23 protein-coding genes are annotated in these 22,969 nt (G+C 61.2%); 11 read left to right on the top strand and 12 right to left on the bottom strand.

All coding sequences use genetic code 11. The annotated features are described in order from the left end of the window. Nucleotides 1-94 precede the first annotated feature (94 nt). Nucleotides 95-403, top strand: a complete 309-nt coding sequence (locus SGN16_RS17515) for an RcnB family protein (protein WP_210639260.1) — start codon at nt 95-97, stop codon at nt 401-403. Between the two features lie 4 nt (nt 404-407). Here SGN16_RS17515 and SGN16_RS17510 read toward each other — a convergent pair whose 3' ends face one another. Together SGN16_RS17510 and SGN16_RS17505 are read right to left on the bottom strand one after the other, a co-directional pair. Beyond that, a complete protein-coding gene (locus SGN16_RS17510; protein WP_335945713.1) occupies nt 408-731 on the bottom strand; it encodes a protealysin inhibitor emfourin in 324 nt (107 codons plus the stop codon). Then, a complete protein-coding gene (locus SGN16_RS17505) occupies nt 731-1,792 on the bottom strand; it encodes a M4 family metallopeptidase (RefSeq protein WP_335945712.1) in 1,062 nt (353 codons plus the stop codon). The genes SGN16_RS17510 and SGN16_RS17505 overlap by 1 nt, the downstream gene beginning before the upstream one ends. Before the next feature lie 189 nt (nt 1,793-1,981). On the opposite strand from SGN16_RS17505, the gene SGN16_RS17500 reads away from it, so the two are divergent. Continuing rightward, entirely contained in the window at nt 1,982-2,323 is a 342-nt protein-coding gene (locus SGN16_RS17500; RefSeq protein WP_003182897.1) for an FKBP-type peptidyl-prolyl cis-trans isomerase, read from the top strand. A 12-nt stretch (nt 2,324-2,335) separates the two neighbouring features. On the opposite strand, the gene SGN16_RS17495 is transcribed toward SGN16_RS17500, so the two are convergent. Then, nucleotides 2,336-3,472, bottom strand: a complete 1,137-nt coding sequence (locus SGN16_RS17495) for a cytochrome P450 (protein WP_335945711.1) — start codon at nt 3,470-3,472, stop codon at nt 2,336-2,338. Nucleotides 3,473-3,554: 82 nt separating this feature from the next. Between SGN16_RS17495 and SGN16_RS17490 the strand changes: the two genes are divergently transcribed. Further along, complete coding sequence (locus tag SGN16_RS17490) at nt 3,555-4,310, top strand: helix-turn-helix transcriptional regulator (protein ID WP_335945710.1); 756 nt, start codon at nt 3,555-3,557, stop codon at nt 4,308-4,310. 112 nt (nt 4,311-4,422) lie between these two features. Here the strand turns inward: SGN16_RS17490 and SGN16_RS17485 are convergent, their stop codons facing one another. After that, entirely contained in the window at nt 4,423-5,217 is a 795-nt protein-coding gene (locus tag SGN16_RS17485; protein WP_210639255.1) for a helix-turn-helix transcriptional regulator, read from the bottom strand. A 112-nt stretch (nt 5,218-5,329) separates the two neighbouring features. Here SGN16_RS17485 and SGN16_RS17480 point away from each other — a divergent pair, with 112 nt between their 5' ends. From SGN16_RS17480 to SGN16_RS17470, 3 genes are all read left to right on the top strand, one after another. Next, entirely contained in the window at nt 5,330-6,259 is a 930-nt protein-coding gene (locus SGN16_RS17480) for a DMT family transporter (RefSeq protein ID WP_210639254.1), read from the top strand. 155 nt (nt 6,260-6,414) lie between these two features. Further along, nucleotides 6,415-6,954 (top strand): kinase inhibitor, encoded by a 540-nt coding sequence (locus SGN16_RS17475; protein ID WP_335945709.1) that lies wholly within the window; start codon nt 6,415-6,417, stop codon nt 6,952-6,954. A 3-nt stretch (nt 6,955-6,957) separates the two neighbouring features. Continuing rightward, entirely contained in the window at nt 6,958-7,776 is an 819-nt protein-coding gene (locus SGN16_RS17470; protein WP_210639252.1) for a helix-turn-helix transcriptional regulator, read from the top strand. A 105-nt stretch (nt 7,777-7,881) separates the two neighbouring features. Here the strand turns inward: SGN16_RS17470 and SGN16_RS17465 are convergent, their stop codons facing one another. The 7 genes from SGN16_RS17465 to SGN16_RS17435 form a co-directional block, all read right to left on the bottom strand. Beyond that, a complete protein-coding gene (locus SGN16_RS17465; RefSeq protein ID WP_335945708.1) occupies nt 7,882-8,478 on the bottom strand; it encodes a sarcosine oxidase in 597 nt (198 codons plus the stop codon). 3 nt (nt 8,479-8,481) lie between these two features. Next, nucleotides 8,482-11,379, bottom strand: a complete 2,898-nt coding sequence (locus SGN16_RS17460; RefSeq protein ID WP_335945707.1) for a 2Fe-2S iron-sulfur cluster-binding protein — start codon at nt 11,377-11,379, stop codon at nt 8,482-8,484. Next, nucleotides 11,376-11,678, bottom strand: coding sequence for a sarcosine oxidase subunit delta (locus SGN16_RS17455; protein WP_335945706.1), 303 nt, complete (start codon nt 11,676-11,678; stop codon nt 11,376-11,378). The genes SGN16_RS17460 and SGN16_RS17455 overlap by 4 nt, the downstream gene beginning before the upstream one ends. A gap of 13 nt (nt 11,679-11,691) precedes the next feature. Further along, complete coding sequence (locus SGN16_RS17450; RefSeq protein ID WP_210639249.1) at nt 11,692-12,933, bottom strand: FAD-dependent oxidoreductase; 1,242 nt, start codon at nt 12,931-12,933, stop codon at nt 11,692-11,694. Next, a complete protein-coding gene (gene folD, locus SGN16_RS17445; RefSeq protein ID WP_335945705.1) occupies nt 12,915-13,820 on the bottom strand; it encodes a bifunctional methylenetetrahydrofolate dehydrogenase/methenyltetrahydrofolate cyclohydrolase FolD in 906 nt (301 codons plus the stop codon). Before folD (SGN16_RS17445) ends, SGN16_RS17450 begins: the two co-directional genes overlap by 19 nt. After that, nucleotides 13,817-14,683, bottom strand: a complete 867-nt coding sequence (gene purU / locus SGN16_RS17440; protein WP_210639247.1) for a formyltetrahydrofolate deformylase — start codon at nt 14,681-14,683, stop codon at nt 13,817-13,819. The genes folD (SGN16_RS17445) and purU overlap by 4 nt, the downstream gene beginning before the upstream one ends. A gap of 240 nt (nt 14,684-14,923) precedes the next feature. Beyond that, on the bottom strand, nt 14,924-15,523 hold the full coding sequence (locus tag SGN16_RS17435) for a helix-turn-helix domain-containing protein (protein WP_162893819.1): 600 nt from the start codon (nt 15,521-15,523) through the stop codon (nt 14,924-14,926). A 283-nt stretch (nt 15,524-15,806) separates the two neighbouring features. Between SGN16_RS17435 and glnT the strand changes: the two genes are divergently transcribed. The 5 genes from glnT to SGN16_RS17410 all read left to right on the top strand — a co-directional run bounded on the left by glnT (nt 15,807) and on the right by SGN16_RS17410 (nt 21,708). Then, a complete protein-coding gene (glnT, locus tag SGN16_RS17430; RefSeq protein ID WP_210639246.1) occupies nt 15,807-17,141 on the top strand; it encodes a type III glutamate--ammonia ligase in 1,335 nt (444 codons plus the stop codon). A 72-nt stretch (nt 17,142-17,213) separates the two neighbouring features. Then, a complete protein-coding gene (locus tag SGN16_RS17425; protein WP_210639245.1) occupies nt 17,214-18,119 on the top strand; it encodes a glutamine amidotransferase family protein in 906 nt (301 codons plus the stop codon). Between the two features lie 11 nt (nt 18,120-18,130). Then, the gene (locus tag SGN16_RS17420; protein WP_210639244.1) at nt 18,131-18,814 is read left to right on the top strand and encodes a protein glxC; all 684 of its coding nucleotides are present in this window, start codon (nt 18,131-18,133) and stop codon (nt 18,812-18,814) included. Nucleotides 18,815-18,834: 20 nt separating this feature from the next. Then, entirely contained in the window at nt 18,835-20,175 is a 1,341-nt protein-coding gene (locus SGN16_RS17415; protein ID WP_210639243.1) for an FMN-binding glutamate synthase family protein, read from the top strand. Between the two features lie 207 nt (nt 20,176-20,382). After that, nucleotides 20,383-21,708, top strand: coding sequence for an ammonium transporter (locus SGN16_RS17410; RefSeq protein WP_210639242.1), 1,326 nt, complete (start codon nt 20,383-20,385; stop codon nt 21,706-21,708). Between the two features lie 294 nt (nt 21,709-22,002). Here SGN16_RS17410 and folD (SGN16_RS17405) read toward each other — a convergent pair whose 3' ends face one another. Further along, nucleotides 22,003-22,926 carry a bifunctional methylenetetrahydrofolate dehydrogenase/methenyltetrahydrofolate cyclohydrolase FolD gene (gene folD / locus SGN16_RS17405; protein WP_335945704.1) on the bottom strand — a complete coding sequence of 308 codons (924 nt, stop codon included), beginning with the start codon at nt 22,924-22,926 and terminating at the stop codon, nt 22,003-22,005. Nucleotides 22,927-22,969 lie beyond the last annotated feature (43 nt).

Here is a 22,969-nt window from a genome sequence, read left to right as displayed (position 1 = left end):
CGAGGCTCTCAGCTTCCAGTCGCAGCAGTAAAGGGAATGATTCGCCGCCGGTGAAGTCCCAGATTCAGTCCCTTGAATAACTGGAGTTTTTTCTATGCGCAAACCAACCCTGATCGCCAGCCTGGTCCTGATCGCCGGCCTCGGAGCCTTTGGGCCTGTTGCGCAAGCGGTCGAGAAGACTGGAGACGCCCTGGAGCATTCGCCGAGCAATGGCCGCCGGCTGGTGGAAAACGACCGAGTACCGGCGGACTACCAGCGTGCGGACAGGGCCATGAAAGACTGGAAACAGAAGAAACTCGAGCAGCCGACACAAGAACAGCAATGGGTGCATATCGACGACAAGTACTTGCTGATCGAAACCGTGTCCGGCGCAATCGTCAAGATCGTTCCGGCCACACGTTAAGTCCTCAGGTCACTTCGCCCTTGTCCCACAGGCGAACCAGTTCGCCAGGTGCCTGGTCCTCAGGCACCTGCAACACCATTTCGTCATCCTGGTCGTTGGTGCGATAACGTACCTCGATCTGGAAAAAACGCTGGTCGCCCCGGCCAGGCGTGGACGAAGTCAGTGGCAGACAGCCTTCGAGCAGCGAGCAGATGCGCGTGCGCTGGTCGAGGTCGCACTGGGCGAACTCGATTTCCCGGGGGCGGGTCAAGGCCTGGATGGCCGCCACACCGCCCTGGCGTGATAGCTTGAGCACCGCTTTATCGTCGAGAGTCGGAAGGGTTTTCATCAGCTTTCCTCTGCCAGGTTGACGCCGACCTGAGCCCAGCCGTCCTGCACCGCTTGCACCTCACGTTGGCCGAAAAGCTGGCGGGCATGCTCGACGGTCAGGCCGGCGAAAGCGCTGAAGGACGCATCGTTGGCCAGTTTTCGGTCGCACAAGGTGTCATACCAGATCCGGCCAGCCTTTTCCCAGGCAAATCCGCCCAGCGCGGTGGCCACCAGATAAAAGGCGCGGTTGGGAATGCCGGAATTGATGTGCACGCCGCCGTTGTCTTCGCGAGTAATGACGAATTCGCGCATGTGCGCCGGTTGTGGGTCCTTGCCCAGCATCGGGTCATTGTAGGCGGTGCCAGGGTTGGACATGCTGCGCAGGCCGTCACCGTTGATCTTGTCGGTGAGCAGGTCGGCGCCAATCAGCCAGTCCGCCTGGTCGGCGGTCTGTTCGAGTACGAACTGTTTGACCAGCACGCCGAATACATCGGAGATGGACTCGTTCAAGGCCCCGGACTGGTTGGCATAGATCAACCCGGCTTCGCTTTCGGTGACGCCATGGGCCAGTTCATGGGCCACGACGTCCAGGGAGCGGGTGAAGCGCTGGAAGATTTCGCCGTCACCGTCGCCGAACACCATCTGCGCGCCGTTCCAGAACGCGTTTTCGTAGCCCTGGCCATAATGCACGCTGCCCACCAGGGCGAAGCCTTTGTTGTCGATGGAGTCGCGCCCCAGGACCTTCCAGAAAAAATCGTAGGTGGCGCCCAGGGCATCGTAGGCCTCGTCCACGGCCGGGTCGCCGCTGGCCGGTTGGCCTTCCAGGCGTATCGGCTGGCCGGGTAGTTCCATGTTGTTTTGTGCGTCATGCACGCTGCGTCGTGGTTGCCCGGCCTTGCCTGGCTTGGCCAGTTTCGCCGCGGCGGGAAGGTTACCGGGCGGGCCGGGGTTGTGTCGCAGGCTGCGCACGTGGGTCAGGGTGCCAAGGGCCTTGGAGCGTTGCTGTTCGGAGCCGTGGGCGATGATTCGATTGAGGATATAGGGAGGGATGAAACCGTGGTGCGGGCGAGAGTCGATCATCAGAACATCCTTATCTGAAAGGCAGGGTCGATATCCATGTGAACCGAGGCTACCGCCGCGGTTCCCTCCTGCATGTAATACAACGCGGCGGTGGGTCACAACGGGGCATGAACAGAGAACCGCACAAAAGATTGCCAGCGGCGGCAAATTCTGCGAAAAACCGCGCCTTGATTGACACGGAACTACCCCATGAACGAAGAGCTGCAAATCATCGACCTGGAACAGGGCGACGGCAAAAGCGTAGTCAAAGGTGCGCTGATTACCACTCAATATCGCGGTACGCTCGAAGACGGCACCGAATTCGATTCGTCCTACAGTCGCGGCAAACCTTTCCAGTGCGTGATCGGCACCGGCCGTGTCATCAAGGGCTGGGACCTGGGCCTGATGGGCATGAAAGTCGGTGGCAAGCGCAAACTGCTGGTCCCGGCGCACCTGGCCTACGGTGAGCGATCAATGGGTGCCCACATCAAGCCCAACGCCAATCTCATCTTTGAAATCGAGCTGCTGGAAGTCCTGACCCGGGACGATTGATGCTGGAGTTGGTCACCGCGCTTTCGCCACTGGCCGGTCGCTGAACAGCGGGATGCGTGCGTTGATGGAGGGGCGGTAGCGCCACGCCAACCGGTCCAGTCGCGGTGCTCGCTCGACCAAGATATCCAGTGTGGCGTGGGCAATGCCCAGGGCCAAAGCTTGGCCGGGGCACTCATGGTGCCCGGTGCCGAAGCTGAAACTGCGGCGGTTCGGGCGTTCCAGCAGCAGGACGTCCGGTTGCGGGTTGAGCTGCGGATCGCGGTTGGCCGACGCTAGCAGTACCAGGACCGCATCCCCAGGGTTCAGCATGGCACCGAGGATTTCGCAGGGGGCGATGACGAAGCGGCGAGTGTTTTGCACCGAAGGGTCCAAGCGCTGGACTTCGACCAGCAACGGGGAGATCTGTGTGGGGTCGGCCCTGAGCGTGTGCGGCAGCGCCGGATCGCGGATCAGTGCCAGCAACGCATTGCCAATCAGGCCGGCCGTGGCTTCATAGGTTTGCGAGAGCAGGCCGATCAGGTTGGCGATCAGGCTGTTCGTATCGGCATCTGCGAACCCCTGGCCAATGCGTGCCAACAGGGGGTTGTCCTGTGCCTCGATCCGCTCGCGGAAAAACGTCAGCAGTTGTTCGGTGGCCCGGTGCGCCGCGTCCAGTTGCGTCGCATCACTCAGAGGCGACAGGCAAGCGACGAAATCCCCCGTCAGTTCGCTGATCAGGCGACTGTCCGCCGGGTTGAAACCCAGCAACGCCGCCACCACGCTGGTCGGTCCGATGAACTGAGCCTGGTGCAGGCCTTCGGCGCCGTCCTTGAGAAAACGCGCCTTGACCAGCGCTTCGACCTGCTGCCGATCGATCGCCTGCAACCCCGGCGCAATCGCTGCTTTCGGGCAACGCTGCGGTTCACCTTCGTTCATGCGCATCAGGCGCCCGAACACCCGACCGGCGGGCCCTTCGGCAATGGCCTTTGGCACGGGCTCGTGGGCCGGACGCACAACGCATGCGGGGTGACGCAGCACGGCGCACACGGCCTCGGCGCTGCTGGCGATCCACAGGTTCAATTGTGGATCGAAGGTCAGCCCGCCTGCGGCCCGCAGGCTGGCGTAGTAGGAGTAGGGATCGGTGTGAGTCGCGGCGATGATCGGGTCCATGAAGCGCTGCCTTGTTCGTGATGGAGAAAGTGTTGCTACTATCTTCAGTCGATGCATGGCTTGATTCGTCAGGGAGCGAAATATGGACGCAGAACATCATGACCTGGGTGTGTCCCAAGTGGCCGCGGCCATTGCTGAACCGGCGCGCACCCGAATGCTGTGCGCGTTGATGGACGGCCACGCCCGCACCAGCACCGAATTGGCGAGCATCGCCGAGGTCAGCGCCTCGACCGCCAGCGCCCACTTGGCGAAGCTTAAGGAATTGGTCTTGGTGCGGTTGCACGTGCAGGGTCGTCATCGTTACTACAGCCTGGCGGACAAGCGCGTGGCCCAGGCCCTCGAAGCGCTGATGGTAATCGGCCAGAGCGCCGCGCCGACCTTTACGCCGCGCACCCCGGATCGCCTGCAGTTCGCCCGCACCTGCTACGACCATATGGCCGGCACCCTGGCGGTGCGCCTGTATGATCGGATGATCGAGGCCGGGTGGTTGGTGGAGGTGCAAGGACAGGGGTATCGGCTGAGTGAATCGGGAGAGCGGTTGTTCGAGGGATTGGGCGTCGATGTTCAGGTCCTCACCACCCAACGACGCCGATTCGCCTGTCCCTGCCTGGACTGGAGCATGCGCCGTCCGCATCTGGGCGGTGCCTTGGGGGCGGCGTTGCTGCAAGTGGCGATCAAGCGCAATTGGGTGATCCAGGATCTGGATAGCCGGGCGTTAGGGGTGACGGCCAGTGGTCGCCGGGAGATGGCGGGGCGGTTTGGCGTTAATGCCGAAATGGATGCCGCCTCTACCGGCGCCTTCGCGAGCAAGCTCGCTCCCACAGTGGGCCTGCTGTAAACACAAAACTCATGCATACCCAAAACCACCCGTGGGAGCGAGCTTGCTCGCGATGACTGCGGCACATTCAATACTGGTGCAAGCTGGCACACCGCATCGCGAGCTCCCCGCGTCATCCAGCCATATGCCGGCGCCGATACTCATCTGGTGTGGTGCCCATCATTTTGCGAAACATGCTGATGAACGCCGAGGCGCTGCTGTAGCCCAGGTCCAGGCCGATGGTTTCCACGCTCTGGCCACGTTCGAGCAGGGCCAGGGCTTCGATGACTTTCAGGCGCTGGCGCCATTCCACCAGTGACATGCCCAGGTCCCGCTGTGCCCGGCGCATCAGCGTGCGTTCGGTGGTGTTGGCGGCGCGGGCCAGTTGCGGCAATGAGCGCGGGTCGCTGGGGTTCGCCTCCAAGGCCCGCAGCACGGGGCCCAGCAGGGGATCATCCGAGGAGGGCAGGTAGCTGCCGACGTGGGGCGCCTGGATCAGCTTGTCCACCAGCACCTGCAACAAACGTTGCTGTTCGGGCGTCTGTGGCTGGCTTGGTGGGTCGCTGCGCAGCTCCTCCAGAAGCGCGCGGATCAGCGGGCTCAAGGTCAGCGCACAGGGGACGGCGGGCAGCGCAGCGCACAGTTCGGCGGCCAGGTACAGCGAACAATGGCAGGCCTCATGCCGATTGAACCCAACGTGCTCCATGTCCGGCGGCAACCAGATGCCGTATTGCGGCGGTGCCAGATAATGGTGCTGCGCGATCTCGATTTCCATCACGCCACTGTAGGAGTAGACGAACTCCCCCCAGGCATGCCGGTGCCGAGGGTAAGTGGCGTGGGCCGGCATGCAGGCGCTGCGAAAGTAGATCGGCGAGGGCAGGGCCACTTCGAACGGAGGAATCTTCAGATGTTGGGCTGGAGGATGCATGGCGAGCGCAATGGCGGATTACCGGGATGGCTTGTCGGGTAATCACTATATCCAGCAAAGGTGTCAGGCAGACAATTCTTTCATCTGTTTTCTGCCCTCAAGGACCTTTCCCATGACCACCCGCCGAGCCCTGGATGGCCAGGTCTGCGCCCTGATGACCGGCCTCTGTGCCATCTGGGGTTTCCAGCAAGTCGCGATCAAGGCCAGCGCCGCCGACATGACGCCGATGCTGCAACTGGGCGTGCGCTCGGCCATCGCTGCGGTACTGGTCTGGCTGTTGGTGCTGCTGCGCGGTGAACGCCTGTCTCTGACCGATGGCAGCTGGCGTCCGGGCTTGCTGGTGGGATTGTTGTTTGCCTTGGAATTCGTGATGGTGGGCGAAGGCCTGCGGCATACGACGGCTTCGCACATGGTGATTTTCCTGTACACCGCGCCCATGTTCGCCGCCCTCGGCTTGCACTGGAAACTGCCGAGCGAACGCCTCAAGGCGGCGCAATGGCTAGGCATTGCCGTTGCATTCGCTGGGATCGTGGTTGCCTTCAGTGGAGGGGCGGGTGCGGCGAGCAGCAGCTCATTGCTCGGTGACGGCATGGGCTTGCTGGCCGGTGCGCTGTGGGGTGCAACCACGGTGACGGTGCGTTGTTCGCGGTTGACGAATCTGCCTGCCAGCCAGACGCTGCTGTATCAATTGATCGGCGCCGGGGTTCTGCTGATCGGCATGTCGGCAGCTCTGGGGCAAACGACGATCAACCTCACGCCACAACTGCTGGCCAGCCTGACGTTCCAGGTGTTGCTGGTGTCGTTCGCCAGTTTCCTGATCTGGTTCTCCCTGCTGCGCCGCTACCTCGCTTCGCAACTGGGGGTGCTGTCGTTCATGACGCCGTTGTTCGGCATTGGCTTTGGCGTCTGGCTGCTGGACGAACCGCTGGAGCCGAATTTCATCGTGGGTGCGACGCTGGTGCTGGGCGGTATCGCCTTGGTCAGTGGCTACGGGTGGTTTCGCCAGCGCTGGGGACGATGGGTCGTAATGCGCCAGGGGTAGTCGAACGAGCGCGGAATAAAGCCTGCCTGTGCTGGCCATTCGTTGCTGCTCTGTAGCGGTGCGAGCGTTTCGGCACAATGTTCGAGCATTTCGGCACAGTAATCATTCTGCGCGCTCTCTAGACTCGTGCTTCACACAGATTCAATGAGGTCACGATGAACACCAGAATGATTTTATCCGTATTGTCCATGGGCGTTGTCCTCACAGGACACGCTGCCGACTTCTCGCTGACGAGCCAAGACATTGCTGAAAACCGCCCGTTGACCAGTCGCGAGGTGTTCCAGGGGTTCGGTTGTGAAGGGGGGAATACCTCACCCGAGCTTTCCTGGAGCAATGCCCCGGCGGGTACCAAAAGTTATGCTGTCACCGTCTACGATCCCGATGCTCCGACCGGCAGTGGCTGGTGGCATTGGACGGTGGTCAACCTGCCGGCTTCAACCAACAGTCTGCCAAGAGGGGTCGGTTCGAACCTGCCTGTCGGTGCGGTACAAGGGCGAACCGATTATGGTCAACCGGGATTTGGTGGGGCTTGCCCACCTGTAGGGGATAAGCCACATCGCTATCAATTCACCGTATGGGCGTTGAAAGTCGATAAGCTGCCCCTCGATAACCAGGCCAGTGGTGCATTGGTGGGCTACATGCTCAATGCCAACGCCTTGGCCAAAGCGACCATCACTTCAACTTACGGACGTTAAACGATGCACCCAAGTATTGGCACGCAGCACCGGGAGAGCACCGTCGATGCGTGTGTCATACGGGCGCGACAGCCCCATACATTGCAGCGGGTGTCGATATTCGCGACCACCTTGTGTCGAGTACGCCAAGGGGAAAAACTGCTGCAATGGGATGACCGGGAGATGCGCGTCGGGCCGCGACATCTGATACTGATGCCGGCCGGACGCGAACTGGGTATCTCAAATTTTCCTGGCCCTCAAGGTGACTACATCGCCGATGCAGTGACCTTTCCCAGTTCGATACTGCGTAATTTCAACCTCCGCTATCGACAGCAGATCGTCAGCCGCCACAGGACGCTGAACACAGATCTATGTGTCCCGCTGGACAGGCACACCACACAGGCATGGGATCAGTTATTGGCCGCCATCAATGGGGACGCCCCGGATGCATTACGCACCCACTACGGGGAGGCGGTTCTTCTGAGCCTGGGGCTCGGCGGCTTGGCCGGACCTCTGCTGATGGATCGCAACGATCCACTGTGCGAGCGCGTGCAGCAGTTGGTAATGAGCAGCCCGCAGAGCGACTGGACGGTGGCTGGCGTCGCCCAACACCTGAACCTGGGGGAGTCGACGTTGCGCCGCCAACTGGCCAATGAGGGGGACAGTTTCAGGAATATTCTGGAAAGCGTTCGACTGGCAATGGCGTTGCAATGGTTGCAAACCACGTCTCGTCCCATCGGTGAAATTGCCGGCGCCAGTGGCTACGCTTCGGCCTCGCGTTTTGCAGTGCGCTTTCGCTCACACTACGGCCTGTCGCCACGGGAGTTGCGGGCGGTGATTTAGGTGGTTGGGTGAGAGGGCCGCGGTTCTTTTGCCGCTTCATTCTGGAAACCCCCTCTGTCCTGGAGGGGGTCAGTAAGCTTCGGTTCGTCTTGTTTCTGCCTGGCGTCAGATCGTCGCCCCATCCGTTGCCTGTCCGGAAAACTCCTCCATCGCGTCCAGCAACGCCTCCCGGAAATACGCTTTCGACGCCCGATCACACAGGATGTGCAAACTCGCCTGCTGCGCGGTACTGGAGTTGATCACGATCACATTGATGCGGGCCGCCGAAGTCTGTGCCACCGCTCCAGGGCTGAACGCCTGCGGGCTCAGATCGACCCCACAGAGCTTGGCCATCACTTCGCTCAGGTGCTCTCCGGTCAGTTGGAAACAGGCATGACTGTCCTGACGAGGCAGCAGATAATTGGCTTGGTGATCGAGTTCCCAGCGGGCCTCTTCGTCGGCAATGCGCTGGCCCTGGTCTTCGAGGCTGCCCAGCAACAGATATTCGGTCTGCGACAGGCGCGCCACTTGGCTACCATCGGTCTGGACCTCGGCGCGATTGGGGGCCTGCGGCAGAATGAAATGGCGGCCTTGCAAGTACGCGGCACTGTGAGCACCACGAAAACCCACCCGAGGCAGGTCAGTTAAATCCGCCAGCGTGCACGTGGGAAACGGCGTGAGAGCCTGCTGCCCGCCGGTGTGTTGTTCTTTCAGACTGGTCATGGCTCAAAGCTCCTGGCGTTGGTTGTCGGGATCAAAGAAGGGCAACTGCACCACCTCGGCCTGGACGACGATGCCCCCTTCGACCCGGATCGGGATGCGTTGCCCCGGGGTGCTTTGGTCGATGCCGGCGTAGGCCAGGCCGATGATCTTGCCAAGGCTTGCGGAATATTCGCAGGACGTGACATTGCCGCTGATGTCCGGTCCGTTGAGCACCAGATGCCCTTCAAGCGGTTGCGGGCTGTTCTTCGGTAGGCTGAAGCCCACCAGTTTGCGTTTTAGCGGCTGGGCTTGGAGGATGTCCACCGAGCGCCGGCCAACAAAGAACGGCTTGCTGCGGTTGACCGCCCAGCCCATGTCGATTTCCGCCGGATGGGTCATGCCGTCGGTGTCCTGACTGATGATCACGTGGCCTTTTTCCAGGCGCAGCAGGCGTTGGGTTTCGACGCCGAAGGGGCGGATGCCGTGGGCCTTGCCGGCCTCCATCAGTGCGTCCCAAAGCGTGAGCCCGTGGCGCGCCGGCACATGGATTTCATAGCCCAGTTCGCCGACAAAACCCACTCGCAGCAAACGGGCCTTGATCCCGGCCACGGTGCCCTGGCGCACCCCCAGATAAGGAAACGCTTCGGCGCTCAGATCCAGGTCGGTGCAAACCTGCTCCAGTACTTTGCGCGAGTCGGGCCCGGCGACGTTGACCGCGCAAATGGCCGCGGTGACGTTGGCGACATCCACGTCGAGGCGCCATTGCGCATTCCACTTGAGCATTTGCTGATAAATCCGGTCGACGCCGCTGGTGGTGGCGGTGACGTAGAAATGGTTCTCGGCAAACCGCGCGCAGACGCCATCGTCGATGACCACGCCGTGCTCGTTGGTCATCAGCGCATAGCGAGAGCGGCCCACCGGCTGCTTGAGGAAGGCAAAGGTGTACATGCGGTTGAGCAGCTCGGCGGCGTCCGGGCCTCGTACATCCAGGCCGCCCAATGTCGAGACGTCGATGATGCCGACCTTGTTGCGCACATGCAGGGCTTCGGCCTGCATGCAGGCCTCGCGATCCTTGGTATCACCGTAGTAGGCCGGGCGTTGCCAGATGCCGGCGGGCATCATCTTCGCCCCGGCTTGCAGGTGACGGGCATGCATCGGTGTTTGTCGGTAGGGATCGAATGCACGACCGGCGACATGCGCCAGCTTTTCGGCCACAAACGGCGGCCGCGCGGTGGTCACACCGGTTTCGCTGATATTGCGTTGCGTGGCCCATGCCACCAGCCGTGCGGTCGGTAGCGCCGAGTGACGCCCCTGAGACGGCCCCATGCCGACAGTGGAGTAGCGCTTGACCAGTTGTACATCGCGATAGCCGACGCGGGTGGCGTTGACGATGTCGGCCACTTGCAGGTCCTCGTCGAAGTCGACGAAGTCCTTGCCTTTGGGGTGCGGGAAGATGGGCCAATTGAAGTTGACCCGAGCCTCGCCGCGCAATGGCGCGCGTTGGCTGCTGGCGATCAGACCCAGCGCGAGGGCGGCTTCGGCACCGGCATTCACGCCATCGGCAATCACATTATCCAGATGGTGCCGGCCGTTGACCGAGCCGGCGACATTCAGATTCCTTGGCAGGCCGCTGAGCGTGAACTCGGCCCGTTGATCATCGTAGGCCAGTTTGCCGCCGGCCTGGCACAGCAGTTGATAGACCGGCATGTAACCGGCGGACATGCACAGTAAATCGCACGCCAGACGTTGCCCGCTCTCGGCGACCTGGCCTTGTGCGGTGATCTGGCGCACGTCGACGCCGTTGATATGGCGCATGCCTTTCTCGTGCTGGGCTTCATAGACGGTGCTGTTGCCCTGATGGTAGATCTTGCGTTGCGCCAGTGCGCGCAGCAGGGCTTCGTCCGCAGGTCCTTGGCGCAGGTCCACTACGGCGACGACCTCCACGCCCTGGTCATGCAGATCAAGCGCAGCGAGGTAGCCATCGTCGTTGCCCGTCAGCACCACGGCGCGGTTACCCGGTTTGACCGCATACAGCTTCATCAGCCTTTGCGCGGCGCTGGTCAGCATCACGCCCGGCAGGTCGTTGTTGCGAAAGATCACGGGTTGATCGAACGCGCCGCTGCACACCAGGCATTGGCGGGCGCGGACCTTGTACAGGCGTTTGCCCTGGATCACCGGCAGGTAGTTATCGGTGAACCAGGCATTGCACGTGGCTTCGGTGAGGATCTGGATATTGGCGTGCTGCTCGACCGCCGCGAGCAGTTCGCGGCGCAGGTTTTCAGCCTTGTTGCCGTCGATGTCGAAGCGAGCATAGGTGAGCGAGCCGCCGAGAATAGGCTGTTGCTCGATGAGCAACACCTTGGCTCCGGCGTTGGCGGCGGTCAGGGCGGCGTGCAGCCCGGCGGGTCCGGCGCCGATGACGGCGACGTCGGTAAACAGGTAGGCCTTGTCGTAGTATTCAGGCTGGAACTGCAGGTCGAGCACACCGAGGCCGGCTTTCTTGCGAATGAGCGGCTCCCAGACTTTCCACATGCCCTTGGGCTTGTAGAACGAGCGGTAGTAGAAACCCACCGGCATGAATTTGGAGAACTTGCCCAGGTAGGCGTCGCGGTCGTTATCCAGCGAGCCGTTGACGTTCTGCGCCGTCACCTGCAAACCCGCGGCCAGCGCATAGGCATCGGCCAGCACATTGGGTTCCTGGGGCAGTTGCACCAGGCTGTTGGCGTCTTGGCCGGCCATGGTCAGCGGGCCGCGTGGGCGATGGTATTTGAACGAGCGGGAGATCAGGAAGCGCCCGTTGGCCACCAAGGCGCTGGCGATGCTGTCGCCTTGCAAGCCTTGGTAATGCTGCCCGTCGAAACTGAAATCCAGCGGTTGATCACGGTCGATCAGCAAGCCCATGGGGGCGGGTAGGCGATTCATCCTGCGATCTCCTTGGCGGCGGCGTTGAATTCGACACGGGTGCTGAAGAGCTCCTTGGGATCGAAGGTGCGCAGGATTTCGTCGGTGACGGTATGCCGCTCCGCGAGAAACCAGTAGCTGGAGGGGGTGTGCATCCACCATTCGCGCACCACGCCGGCGAGGTTGTCGGTGTTGAACACGTAGGCCGCCCATTCGCCGTCGCTGCAGGTGACAGGGTCGGGCATGGGTTTGAATTCACCGCCATAGGTGAACTCGCTGATATTGCGCGGCCCGTTGAGCGGGCAATTCATGATTTTCATAGTCTGCTCTGCGTCAGTGGCTGGCCGCCGTGGCGCCCATTTCGTTGACTTGCTGGAAGGTCGAGAAGCGTTCGAGGCCGAACGGTTTGATCAGCTCCGGCACCTTGCCGCCGCTGGCGACCAACTCGGCCATGGTCTTGCCGCAGATCGGCGTGGCCTTGAAGCCCCAGGTGCCCCAGCCCGCGTCGAGGTAGTAATTGTTCACCGGCGACAGGCCCATGATGGGGCTGTAGTCCGGGGTCATGTCGGTGATCCCGGCCCATTGGCGCATCAGCTTGGCGTTGGCCAGGAACGGGAACATCTCGATGGCATGGGCCAGCAGGCTCTCCTTCAAATCGAGCGTGGAGCGGGTATTGAACAGCGGATAGGGGTCGGAGCCGCCGCCAAACACTACCTCGCCACGACTCGTTTGCTGCACATAGCAGTGCAAGGCAGAGGAGCTCACCAGTGGATCGAGAAACGGTTTGAACGGCTGCGTGACCATCGCTTGCAGCGGGAAGGTCTGGATCGGCGAGCGAATCCCGGCCTTGGCCATCAGCAACGAGCTGTGCCCGGCAATCGCCTGCACCGCGCAACCGCACTTGATGGTGCCACGGTTGGTCTTGACCGCGGTGAGGGTGCCGTTCTCGATGATCAGGTCCTGGACTTCGGTGAGCTGGTGGATTTCCACACCGCGCTTGGCGGCTTGTTTGGCGTAACCCCAGGCCACCGCGTCGTGGCGGGCGGTGGCGCCGTCGATGTGCCACAGGCCGGCGAGTACCGGCAAGTGGCCGGGATCGAGGTTGAGGCTGGGCACCAGTTCGCGGATCTGCTGGCGGTCGATCATCTCGCTGCGGCCGCCAAAGTGCTTGTTGACCTCGGCGCGCTGACGGAACGAACGCACCGTGGCATCGGTGTGGGCCAGGGTCAGTTGGCCGCGCTCGGAGTACATGATGTTGAAATCGAATTCGTTGGACAGCGACTGGAACATCCGCACCGATTCGGCATAAAAGCGCACGCCTTCGCTGGTCAGGTAGTTGGAGCGGATCACCGCTGTGTTGCGCGCGGTATTGCCGCCGCCCAGGTAGGACTTCTCCAACACCGCGACGTTGGTGATGCCATGGTACTTGGCCAGGTAATAAGCGATGGCCAGGCCGTGGCCACCGGCCCCGATGATCACCACGTCATAGCTCGATTTGAGTTCGCGCGGTGGCGGCAAATCCACTTCCACCGGGTACTGCGAACTCAGCCCGTATTTCAATAGATTGAATGGCATAAGGCCTCCGATTGGCTGCGTAGGGCCCGGTGTTGTGCAAGGGCTGCGGTAACGGTGTTTTTCATCAGGAAGGCAATGGTCATCGGGCCGACACCCCCGGGTACCGGGGTGATCGCCGCGACGTGCCTCAGGGCGCTATCGAAGTCGACGTCGCCCACCAGACGGCTGCGGCCATCGTCTTCGATGCGGTTGATGCCGACGTCGATCACCACGGCGCCAGGCTTGAGCCAACTGGCGTCGATCAACCGTGGACGACCCACGGCGGCGATAACGATATCGGCCTGCCGGCACAGCGCCTGGGGATCCGGGCTGCGCGAATGCAGGACGGTCACCGAGCAATCGGCCTTGAGCAGCAACGCTGCCATGGGTTTACCGACAATGTTCGAGCGGCCGATCACCACCGCGTGCTTGCCGCGCAGATCACCGCAGGTTTGTTCCAGCAAATACAGACAACCACTGGGGGTGCAAGGCGCGAGTACCGTGCGACCCTGGCTGAGGCCGCCGACGTTCTGACTGTGGAATCCGTCGACGTCCTTGTCCGGCGCGATAGCCTCCAGTGCCCGTAATTCATCGATATGGGCAGGCAGCGGCAGTTGCAGAAGAATGCCGTGGATCGAGCGATCGGCATTCAATCGGGCGATCAGAATGAGTAACTGTTCAGTGCTGGTGTCCGCAGGCAGCCGATGTTCCAGCGAGCGGATACCCACCTCTTCGGCGCGCAGGATCTTGTTGCGCACATAAACCTGGCTGGCCGGGTCGCTGCCGACCAGGATCACTGCCAGCGCCGGTTGAATGGCTTGCTCGCGCAGACGCTCGACGTCCTCGCGGACCTGCAGCAGCACGCGGGCGGCGGTGGCTTTACCGTCGATCAGTTTGTGCGAGTTCACCGGAAGATCACCGTTCTGTCCTGATTGAGGAAAACCCGGTGCTCCAGGTGGTATTTGACCGCCTTGGACAGGGCCACGGTTTCGGTGTCACGGCCGGTGGCCACGAGATCGTCGGGCAGGTAGACGTGGTCGACGCGCTGCACTTCCTGCTCAATGATCGGTCCCTCATCGAGGTCGCTGGTGACATAATGAGCGGTGGCGCCAATCAGTTTCACGCCACGCTGGTAGGCCTGGTGATAGGGTTTGGCGCCTTTGAAACCGGGCAAGAACGAATGGTGAATGTTGATCGCCCGACCCGAGAGTTGCTTGCACAGGTCATCGGAGAGGATCTGCATGTAGCGCGCCAACACCACGAGCTCGGTGCCGGTGTCGTCGACGATCTTCATCAGTTCGGCTTCCTGCCGGGCCTTGGTCTCCTTGGTCACTGGCAGGTAAATGAAGCGAATGCCTTCGCGTTCGGCCATGGGGCGCAGGTCGAGGTGGTTGGAGACAATGGCGGTGATGGTCATGTCCATCTCGCCTTTGTGGTAGCGGTAGAGCAGGTCGGTCAGGCAGTGGTCGAACTTGCTGACCATCAGCAACACGCGCATCGGCTCGCGGGTGTCATGCAATTCCCAGGTCATGTCGAAGGCTTGGGCGATGTCGGCGAAACCGTCCTTGATCTGTTGCAGGTCGCCGGGGTGGCCGTCGTTGAAGCGAAACACCGCACGCATGAAAAAACGACCGCTGAAGTCGTCGTCGAATTGCGCCATCTCCCCGATGTAGCAACGGTTGTCCGCCAGATAGGTGGTGACGGCTGCGACGATGCCGGACACCGCGGGACAGGTGATCTTGATGATGAAATGGTTTTTTTCGTGTTGCATGACACGTCCTCGGGATGATGGCGGCAGCTCATCGCATAGCGAAAAAAATCATCAACGGACAGCAGGCTCATCCATGAGCGTGTTTTCTTGTTGGGAATAAATTATTCCTGGTTGTGGATTTATAGGGGAATGGCCGCGCCGCGTCCAGAGCTTTTAAGAAAGTTTTTTAACTGGCAGGAAAATACGTGAGGCCGATGCTGGGTCGGCCTCAGGGCGGGGCAAGGCAGGGGAAGGGAGGCGTTACTCTTTGTCGTTGCCGTAGTTCATGATCGACAAAAGACGGATAGGCACCTGCACCAATTGCTCGGGGCCGTGGGGGATTTCGCCTTCGAACGTCAGGCTGTCGCCGGCTTCCATGCGGTAAAGCTGATTGCCGTGACGATAGATCAGTTCACCTTCCAACAGGTGAAGGAATTCAGTGCCGGGGTGAGAGAAGGTCGGAAACTCCTCACTCGCGTCGTCCATGCTGACCATATAGGCCTCGAAACTCTTCTTCGGCCCGCGGGTGTGGTTGAGCAGATGGTATGTATGGCCTTTCTCGGTACCACGACGCACCACTTCCATGCCCTGGTCAGCCTTGACCAGAAGCGCACTGCCGTCTTGTTGGTCGTATTCGCTGAACAACTTGGACAATGGCAGGCCGAGCACGTCGCACAGACGGCTCAGGGTATCGAGGCTGGTGGACACCTGGGCGTTTTCGATCTTGCTCAACATGCCTTGGCTGATATCGGCAATCTTGGCCACGTCAGACAATTTCAGATCCTGAGCCTGGCGCTGGCGCTTGATCTGCAAGCCCAGGTATTGCTCAAGCTTGAGGCGCGGGGCGGTTTCGGTCGGCATAGTCATCAAATCCTGCACACTTTCCGTTCAGTAATATTAGTTTCGCACTGAGAAAGTGCAAATGGCGGCGTTCGGCTCGCGTCTGTCGAGCGATATTCCCACGGGGAAAAGATTTTTCCCATATATACAGCACAAAAGCGCTTTTCTGGGAGCGTTGGCGCTTTACTCGCGGAACTGGCAAGGGCCTTGCATTCCTATTGGGAAACTAACTTTCTTTTTAGGAATAAAAAGTCAGTCAAAGCCCATCCACAATGTTTTGCCCTTTCGCGAGGAGTGACGAGCAATGTTGCCAGCAGAAACCCAGCGCATCATCGACAAGCATGGAATCAAGTACGTGCTTGCGCAGTTTGTGGATATCCATGGGGCGGCCAAAACCAAGTCCGTGCCTATCTGTGGGCTCAAGGCCGTGGCTGAAGAGGGAGCGGGTTTTGCCGGATTCGCGATCAGTGGCATGGGCATGGAGCCCCACGGACCGGACTTCATGGCCCGCGGTGATTTGTCCACCCTGACCCCGGTGCCCTGGCAGCCGGGTTACGGGCGAGTGGTGTGCATCGGTCATGTCGACGGCAAGCCGCATCCGTATGACAGCCGTTATGTGTTGCAGCAACAAGTGCAGCGCCTGGCAGAAAAGGGCTGGACGCTCAACACCGGCCTGGAGCCCGAGTTCAACCTGATGCGCCGCGACGCACAGGGCAAACTGCAACTGGTGGACCCCAGCGACAACCTGGACAAGCCTTGCTACGACTACAAAGGCCTGTCGCGCTCCCGCGTTTTCCTTGAGCGGCTGACCGAAGCCTTGCAGGCAGTGGATTTCGAGGTCTATCAAATCGACCACGAGGACGCCAACGGCCAGTTCGAGATCAACTACACCTACAGCGACGCCATGACCTCGGCGGATCGCTTCACGTTTTTCCGCATGGCTGCCGGCGAAATCGCCAATGACCTGGGCATGATCTGCTCGTTCATGCCCAAGCCCGACCCGAAACGGGCCGGCAACGGCATGCATTTTCACCTGTCGATCAGCAGCGCCGAGAACAAGAACCTGTTCCATGACGCCAGTGATCCCAGCGGGATGGGTCTGTCGAAAATGGCCTATCACTTCGCCGCGGGCCTGCTTGCCCACGGCCCGGCGCTGTGTGCCTTCGCCGCGCCGACGGTCAACTCCTACAAGCGTCTGGTGGTCGGTAACTCGTTGTCCGGTGCGACCTGGGCGCCGGCCTTTATTGCCTTCGGCGCCAACAACCGCTCGGCCATGGTGCGGGTGCCTTACGGGCGCCTGGAATTGCGCCTGCCGGACGCGGGTTGCAATCCCTACCTGGTCAGCGCCGCGATCATCGCCGCCGGCCTGGATGGCATCGATCGCCAGTTGGAAATCGACCACGTCTGCAATGAGAACCTCTACAGCCTGAGCCTGGAACAGATCGCCGCGCGAGGTATCAAGACCCTGCCGCAATCGCTCAAGGAAGCCTGTGACGCCCTGGAAGCCGACCCGTTGTTCGCCGAGGTGCTGGGCCCGCAGATCGTAGGCGAGTTCATCAAGCTCAAGCGCATGGAGTGGGTGGAATACAGCCGCCACGTCTCCGACTGGGAGATCCAGCGCTACACCGAATTTTTCTGACTCAGTGTTTTGCCAACCATTCGGGCACCCGACACGGCGTCGAGTGTTCAGTGCCTTCGAAGGAGACTTGATATGTGTGGGATCGTAGGTCTTTACCTGAAGAATCCGCAGCTGGAATCCCAGCTCGGCAAGCTGTTTGAACCGATGTTGCAGGCCATGACCGATCGTGGTCCGGACAGTGCCGGCTTCGCCATTTACGGCGATGAAGTGGCAGACGGCTGGGTCAAGCTGACCCTGCAGGCGACCACCGATGGTTTCGACTGGAAAGCCCTGATGGGCGAGCTGGAAGGGCGTCTTGGCTGCTCGCTGGACTGGTTCCAGAACGCCAGCGCTGCCGTGCTCAAAGTCAATGCCCAAGAGGCGCCGGTACGTCTGGCCCTCGCTGAACTGGCGCCGAGCGTGCGCATCATGAGCGCCGGCCAGAGCATCGAAATCCTCAAGGGCATGGGCTTGCCCCAGGAGATTTCCCAACGCTTCGGCCTGGCCGGTATGAAGGGCAGCCACATTATCGGCCACACCCGCATGGCCACTGAAAGCGCGGTGACCATGGAAGGCAGCCACCCGTTCTCCACCGGTGCCGACCTGTGCCTGGTGCACAACGGCTCGCTGTCCAACCACTTCCGCCTGCGTCAGGAACTCAAGCGCGAAGGCATTCACTTCGAGACCGACAACGATACCGAAGTGGCCGCCGGCTACCTGACCTGGCGCCTGCAGCAGGGTGACTCATTGAAAGAAGCGCTGGATCACTCGCTGGAGGATCTGGACGGTTTCTTCACCTTCGCCATCGGCACCCGCAACGGTTTTGCCGTGATTCGCGACCCGATTGCCTGTAAGCCGGCGATCCTCGCCGAGACCGACGATTACGTCGCCATGGCCTCCGAGTATCAGGCCCTGTCGAGCCTGCCGGGCATCGAGCACGCCAAGGTCTGGGAGCCGGCACCGGCCACTATGTACATCTGGGAACGCGAGTCAGCTTAAGGGGCGCACACATGAAAACCATCGATCTTTCCACTGCCACTGTGCGTGAACTCAATCAGACGTTGCACGACCAGGTCGACAACGTTGAACACCGTGAGTGGGTGGTGACTCATTCGGATGGCAAGCACAACCTCGCGGTCGGGGTGAACGAAGCGCTGTCCATCGATATCCAGGGACACGCCGGTTACTACTGCGCGGGTATGAATCAGAAGGCCTCGATCACCGTCCACGGCAACGTCGGTGTCGGTTGCGCCGAGAACATGATGTCCGGCTACGTCCGCGTCAAAGGCAGCGCCTCCCAGGCAGCTGGTGCCACGGCCCATGGCGGGCTGCTGGTGATTGAAGGGGATGCCGGCGCGCGTTGCGGCATATCCATGAAGGGCATCGACATTGTCGTGGGTGGCAGTATCGGCCACATGAGCTGCTTCATGGGCCAGGCCGGGCGTCTGGTGGTCTGCGGCGATGCCGGCGATGCGCTGGGCGATTCCTTGTACGAGACCCACATCTACGTGAAGGGCACTGTGGAGTCCCTGGGTTCGGATTGCATCGAGAAAGAGATGCGTGCCGAGCACCTCCAAGAGCTCCAGGACCTGTTGAACCGTGCCGGTTTCGCGCACAAGGCGGCTGACTTCAAACGCTACGGTTCGGCCCGTCAGTTGTACAACTTCAAAGTCGATAACGCGTCCGCGTACTGATCCGCGCGAGGAGAACAGATATGAGCGATCCAATCAGCGAAAAAGCGGCTCCGGTACTGCGCGAGTCAGCCACCTTCGACCGCCTGACCATCCAGGAAATCCAGCGTGCCGCCGAGACCGGCATCTACGATATTCGCGGCGGTGGCACCAAGCGCAAACTGCCGCACTTCGATGACTTGCTGCTGCTTGGCGCCAGCGTTTCGCGTTACCCGTTGGAAGGCTATCGGGAGAAGTGCGGCACCGATGTGATCCTCGGCAACCGCTTTGCCAAGAAGCCGATCCACTTGAAGATTCCGGTGACCATTGCCGGCATGAGTTTTGGTGCGTTGTCGGCCAATGCCAAGGAGGCCCTGGGCCGTGGCGCGACCATCGCCGGCACCAGCACCACCACCGGTGACGGTGGCATGACCCCGGAGGAGCGCGGGCAGTCGCAGCATTTGGTCTATCAGTACTTGCCGTCGCGCTACGGCATGAACCCGGACGACCTGCGCAAGGCTGACGCGATCGAAATCGTCCTGGGGCAGGGCGCCAAACCCGGTGGCGGCGGTATGTTGCTGGGGATGAAAGTCACCGAACGTGTTGCCGGCATGCGCACCTTGCCGATTGGCGTCGATCAGCGCAGTGCCTGCCGTCACCCCGACTGGACCGGCCCGGATGACCTGGCAATCAAGATTGCCGAGCTGCGCGAAATCACTGATTGGGAAAAACCGATCTACGTGAAAATCGGCGCCAGCCGGCCGTACTACGACGTCAAGTTGGCCGTGAAGGCCGGGGCGGATGTGATCGTGCTCGATGGCATGCAGGGCGGGACGGCGGCGACCCAGGAGGTCTTTATCGAACACGTGGGAATTCCGATTTTGTCGGCCATCCCGCAAGCGGTACAGGCTTTGCAGGAAATGGGCATGCATCGCAAGGTTCAGCTGATCGTTTCAGGAGGGATTCGCAACGGTGCCGACGTCGCCAAGGCCATGGCACTGGGCGCGGATGCGGTGGCCATCGGCACCGCTGCGCTGATTGCGCTGGGCGACAATCACCCGCGCCTGGACGAGGAACTGAAGAAAATCGGTTCGGCCGCAGGTTTCTACGATGACTGGCAGAACGGTCGCGACCCGGCCGGGATCACCACGCAGGACCCGGAATTGTCCAAACGACTGGACCCGGTGGAAGGCGGTCGCCGCTTGGCCAACTACCTGCGTGTCCTGGTGCTGGAAGCCCAGACCATGGCCCGGGCTTGCGGCAAGTCGCACCTGCACAACCTCGACCCCGAGGATTTGGTAGCGCTGACGGTGGAGTCAGCGGCCATGGCCCGGGTGCCGTTGGCGGGGACCAACTGGGTTCCAGGCTCTGGTACCGGTTATTGAAACGGGGCTGATGACGATCGTTCCCACGCTCTGCGTGGGAATGCCTCTTGGGACGCTCTGCGTCCCGCTTTTGTGACGCAGAGCGTCACGGGCTGCATTCCCACGCAGGAGCGTGGGAACGATCAGACAAGGGACCCACCAAGAGGCCCGTACATACTCACTTTGCTCGCTGCCCGACACCCACCTTTCTTTGCAGGAGCTTTGAACATGGTCAATCGTCTTCTCGGCAAATCCCTTCTTGGCTTATTGGCGACCGGTGCATTTGCGCCAATGGTCCAGGCCGCCGATGCACCCGCCTTGAATACCGGCAGCACCGCCTGGATGGTCACTGCCGCGGTGCTGGTGCTGTTCATGTGTCTACCGGGTCTGGCATTGTTTTACGGTGGCCTGGTCCGGGCAAAAAACATGCTTTCGCTGTTCACCCAGTGCTTCGGCATCGCCGGCCTGGTCGGCGTACTGTGGGTGATCTATGGCTACAGCATGGTGGTCGACAGCACCGGCATGATTGAGGGGCAGGTGACGTTCAACAGTTTCGTCGGCGGTTTGAGCCGGGCCTTTCTGGCGGGCATGACCCCGGAGAGTCTGGTGGGGGATATTCCGGAGGGCGTGTTCGTGACCTTCCAGATGACCTTCGCGATCATCACCCCGGCGCTGATTGCCGGTGCGTTCGCCGAACGCATGAAGTTTTCGGCGGCGCTGTGGTTCATGGCGTTGTGGTTCACCCTGGTGTACGCCCCGGTGGCGCATATGGTCTGGGGTGGCGCGGGCGCTTTGATGCATAACTGGGGGGTACTCGATTTCGCCGGTGGCACCGCCGTGCACATCAATGCCGGCGTCGCCGCTCTGGCCGCGTGCCTGATCCTTGGCAAGCGCAAGGGCTATCAGAACACGCCGATGCCAGCCCACAACCTGAGCCTGACCATGGCCGGTGCGGCGATGCTCTGGGTGGGTTGGTTCGGCTTCAACATCGGTTCCGGCGGTGGCCTCAACGGCACTTCGGGCATCGTCATGCTCAACACCCAATTGGGGGCCTGCGCGGGCATTCTTGGCTGGATGTTCACCGAGTGGTTCAAGGTTGGCAAACCTAGCGCTCTGGGCCTGGCCAGTGGCGCCTTGGCGGGTCTGGTCGGCATCACCCCGGCGTGTGCCTATGTCGGTGTCGGCGGTGCGTTGGCCATCGGTTTGTTGTGCGGGGTGTTCTGCTACTTGAGCGTCACCGTGCTCAAGCGTCGCTTCGGTTATGACGACAGCCTCGACGTGTTCGGCTTGCACGGCATTGGCGGGATGATTGGCGCGGTGTTGACCGGGGTGTTCTGTGTGCCGTCGGTGGGGGGATTGGTCGAAGGCGTGACCATGGGGGCCCAGGTCGTGGCGCAAATCAAAGGCGTACTGCTGACGACGGTTTACTGCTTTGTCGTCAGTTGGGTCATTCTCAAGGTGATCAACGCGGTGATCGGCTTGCGCGCCGATGAGTCGGTGGAGGAGATGGGGCTGGACCTGGCTGAACACAACGAGCGTGCTTACAACCACTGATCGTTACGGTTGTTTTTGGCTTTATCTGAGAAGGCCCGATATTTATATGGTTTGGTGTGCATATCCGTTTTTGCGGTAACGGCTACTTAGGGTTCCGCCCTTACGGCGGGTCACTTTTGGCGCTCTTCCAAAAGTGACCCGCTGTAAGAGCGGAACCGCCAGCAGCCGTTACCGCAGCAACGGACATACACACCAATCCCACCCAAAAAACACGCTAGAAACGGAAGATCAGAATCTCCGGGAACGGCTTAAGTAAACAGCATTACACCCTCGAACGGGTCGAACGCGTTGTGCTCAACTCACCACCAGATGGCTGGCGGATGCCTGCCCACGGGCCTGGGCCGCGTGTTGCAACTGGCTGGCGATCAGGGTGTTCTTCAGCAGATAAGCAATGGTCATCGGCCCGACGCCACCGGGTACCGGCGTGATTGCGCTGGCGACGGTGCGTGCGCTGGCGTAGTCGACATCGCCCACCAGATGGCTGCCGGACTGGTCAGTAACACGATTGATCCCGACATCGATCACCACGGCTCCAGGTTTTAGCCAACTGGCATCGATCAGCCCAGGACGGCCCACCGCTGCGACGACGATATCGGCCAGTCGGCACAACGCCGGGGCATCGACGCTGCGTGAGTGCACCACGCTGACCGAACAGTGAGCCTGCAACAGCAAGGTCGCCATGGGCTTGCCCACGATGTTCGAACGCCCGACGACCACGGCGTGCAAGCCACTCACATCACCGCAGGTTTCGTGCAGTAGACGCATGCAGCCGCTGGGCGTGCAGGGTGTCAGGACTTCTATGCCTTGCACCAGGCCGCCGACGTTCTCGCGATGAAAACCGTCCACGTCCTTGATCGGATCGATGGCATGAATGACTGCCGCCTCGTCGATATGCCCCGGCAATGGCAATTGCACCAGGATGCCGTTCACCGTGACATCGGCGTTCAGTTGGGCAATCAGTTCCAGTACCTGGTGCTGGCTGGCATTGGCTGGCAGACGGTACTCCAGGGAGCGAATGCCGACTTCCTTGGCCCGCAGCAGTTTGTTGCGCACGTAAACCTCGCTAGCCGGGTCTTCACCCACCAACAGTACAGCCAGGGCGGGGTAGATGTGCTGGTGCGCGAGGGCCAGAACCTCTTCTCGAACCTCGTCGAGAACCAGGGCGGAGATGGCCTTGCCGTCGATATCGCGGGCAAGTGCAGGGGTGGTGCTGAGCAAAGGAGTCACCGTTGGCTTGAATGATAGAGGGGCGAAATAATCA

The organism is Pseudomonas sp. G166, from assembly GCF_037027455.2.
GTDB lineage: Bacteria > Pseudomonadota > Gammaproteobacteria > Pseudomonadales > Pseudomonadaceae > Aquipseudomonas.
This window is presented reverse-complemented; position numbering and strand designations above follow the sequence as displayed.

Coding starts and splice junctions, on each gene's coding strand:
- SGN16_RS17515 (WP_210639260.1), top strand. CDS start 95: ATGCGCAAACCAACCCTGATCGCCAGCCTGGTCCTGATCGCCGGCCTC.
- SGN16_RS17510 (WP_335945713.1), bottom strand. CDS start 731: ATGAAAACCCTTCCGACTCTCGACGATAAAGCGGTGCTCAAGCTATCA.
- SGN16_RS17505 (WP_335945712.1), bottom strand. CDS start 1,792: ATGATCGACTCTCGCCCGCACCACGGTTTCATCCCTCCCTATATCCTC.
- SGN16_RS17500 (WP_003182897.1), top strand. CDS start 1,982: ATGAACGAAGAGCTGCAAATCATCGACCTGGAACAGGGCGACGGCAAA.
- SGN16_RS17495 (WP_335945711.1), bottom strand. CDS start 3,472: ATGGACCCGATCATCGCCGCGACTCACACCGATCCCTACTCCTACTAC.
- SGN16_RS17490 (WP_335945710.1), top strand. CDS start 3,555: ATGGACGCAGAACATCATGACCTGGGTGTGTCCCAAGTGGCCGCGGCC.
- SGN16_RS17485 (WP_210639255.1), bottom strand. CDS start 5,217: ATGCATCCTCCAGCCCAACATCTGAAGATTCCTCCGTTCGAAGTGGCC.
- SGN16_RS17480 (WP_210639254.1), top strand. CDS start 5,330: ATGACCACCCGCCGAGCCCTGGATGGCCAGGTCTGCGCCCTGATGACC.
- SGN16_RS17475 (WP_335945709.1), top strand. CDS start 6,415: ATGAACACCAGAATGATTTTATCCGTATTGTCCATGGGCGTTGTCCTC.
- SGN16_RS17470 (WP_210639252.1), top strand. CDS start 6,958: ATGCACCCAAGTATTGGCACGCAGCACCGGGAGAGCACCGTCGATGCG.
- SGN16_RS17465 (WP_335945708.1), bottom strand. CDS start 8,478: ATGACCAGTCTGAAAGAACAACACACCGGCGGGCAGCAGGCTCTCACG.
- SGN16_RS17460 (WP_335945707.1), bottom strand. CDS start 11,379: ATGAATCGCCTACCCGCCCCCATGGGCTTGCTGATCGACCGTGATCAA.
- SGN16_RS17455 (WP_335945706.1), bottom strand. CDS start 11,678: ATGAAAATCATGAATTGCCCGCTCAACGGGCCGCGCAATATCAGCGAG.
- SGN16_RS17450 (WP_210639249.1), bottom strand. CDS start 12,933: ATGCCATTCAATCTATTGAAATACGGGCTGAGTTCGCAGTACCCGGTG.
- purU (WP_210639247.1), bottom strand. CDS start 14,683: ATGCAACACGAAAAAAACCATTTCATCATCAAGATCACCTGTCCCGCG.
- SGN16_RS17435 (WP_162893819.1), bottom strand. CDS start 15,523: ATGCCGACCGAAACCGCCCCGCGCCTCAAGCTTGAGCAATACCTGGGC.
- glnT (WP_210639246.1), top strand. CDS start 15,807: ATGTTGCCAGCAGAAACCCAGCGCATCATCGACAAGCATGGAATCAAG.
- SGN16_RS17425 (WP_210639245.1), top strand. CDS start 17,214: ATGTGTGGGATCGTAGGTCTTTACCTGAAGAATCCGCAGCTGGAATCC.
- SGN16_RS17420 (WP_210639244.1), top strand. CDS start 18,131: ATGAAAACCATCGATCTTTCCACTGCCACTGTGCGTGAACTCAATCAG.
- SGN16_RS17415 (WP_210639243.1), top strand. CDS start 18,835: ATGAGCGATCCAATCAGCGAAAAAGCGGCTCCGGTACTGCGCGAGTCA.
- SGN16_RS17410 (WP_210639242.1), top strand. CDS start 20,383: ATGGTCAATCGTCTTCTCGGCAAATCCCTTCTTGGCTTATTGGCGACC.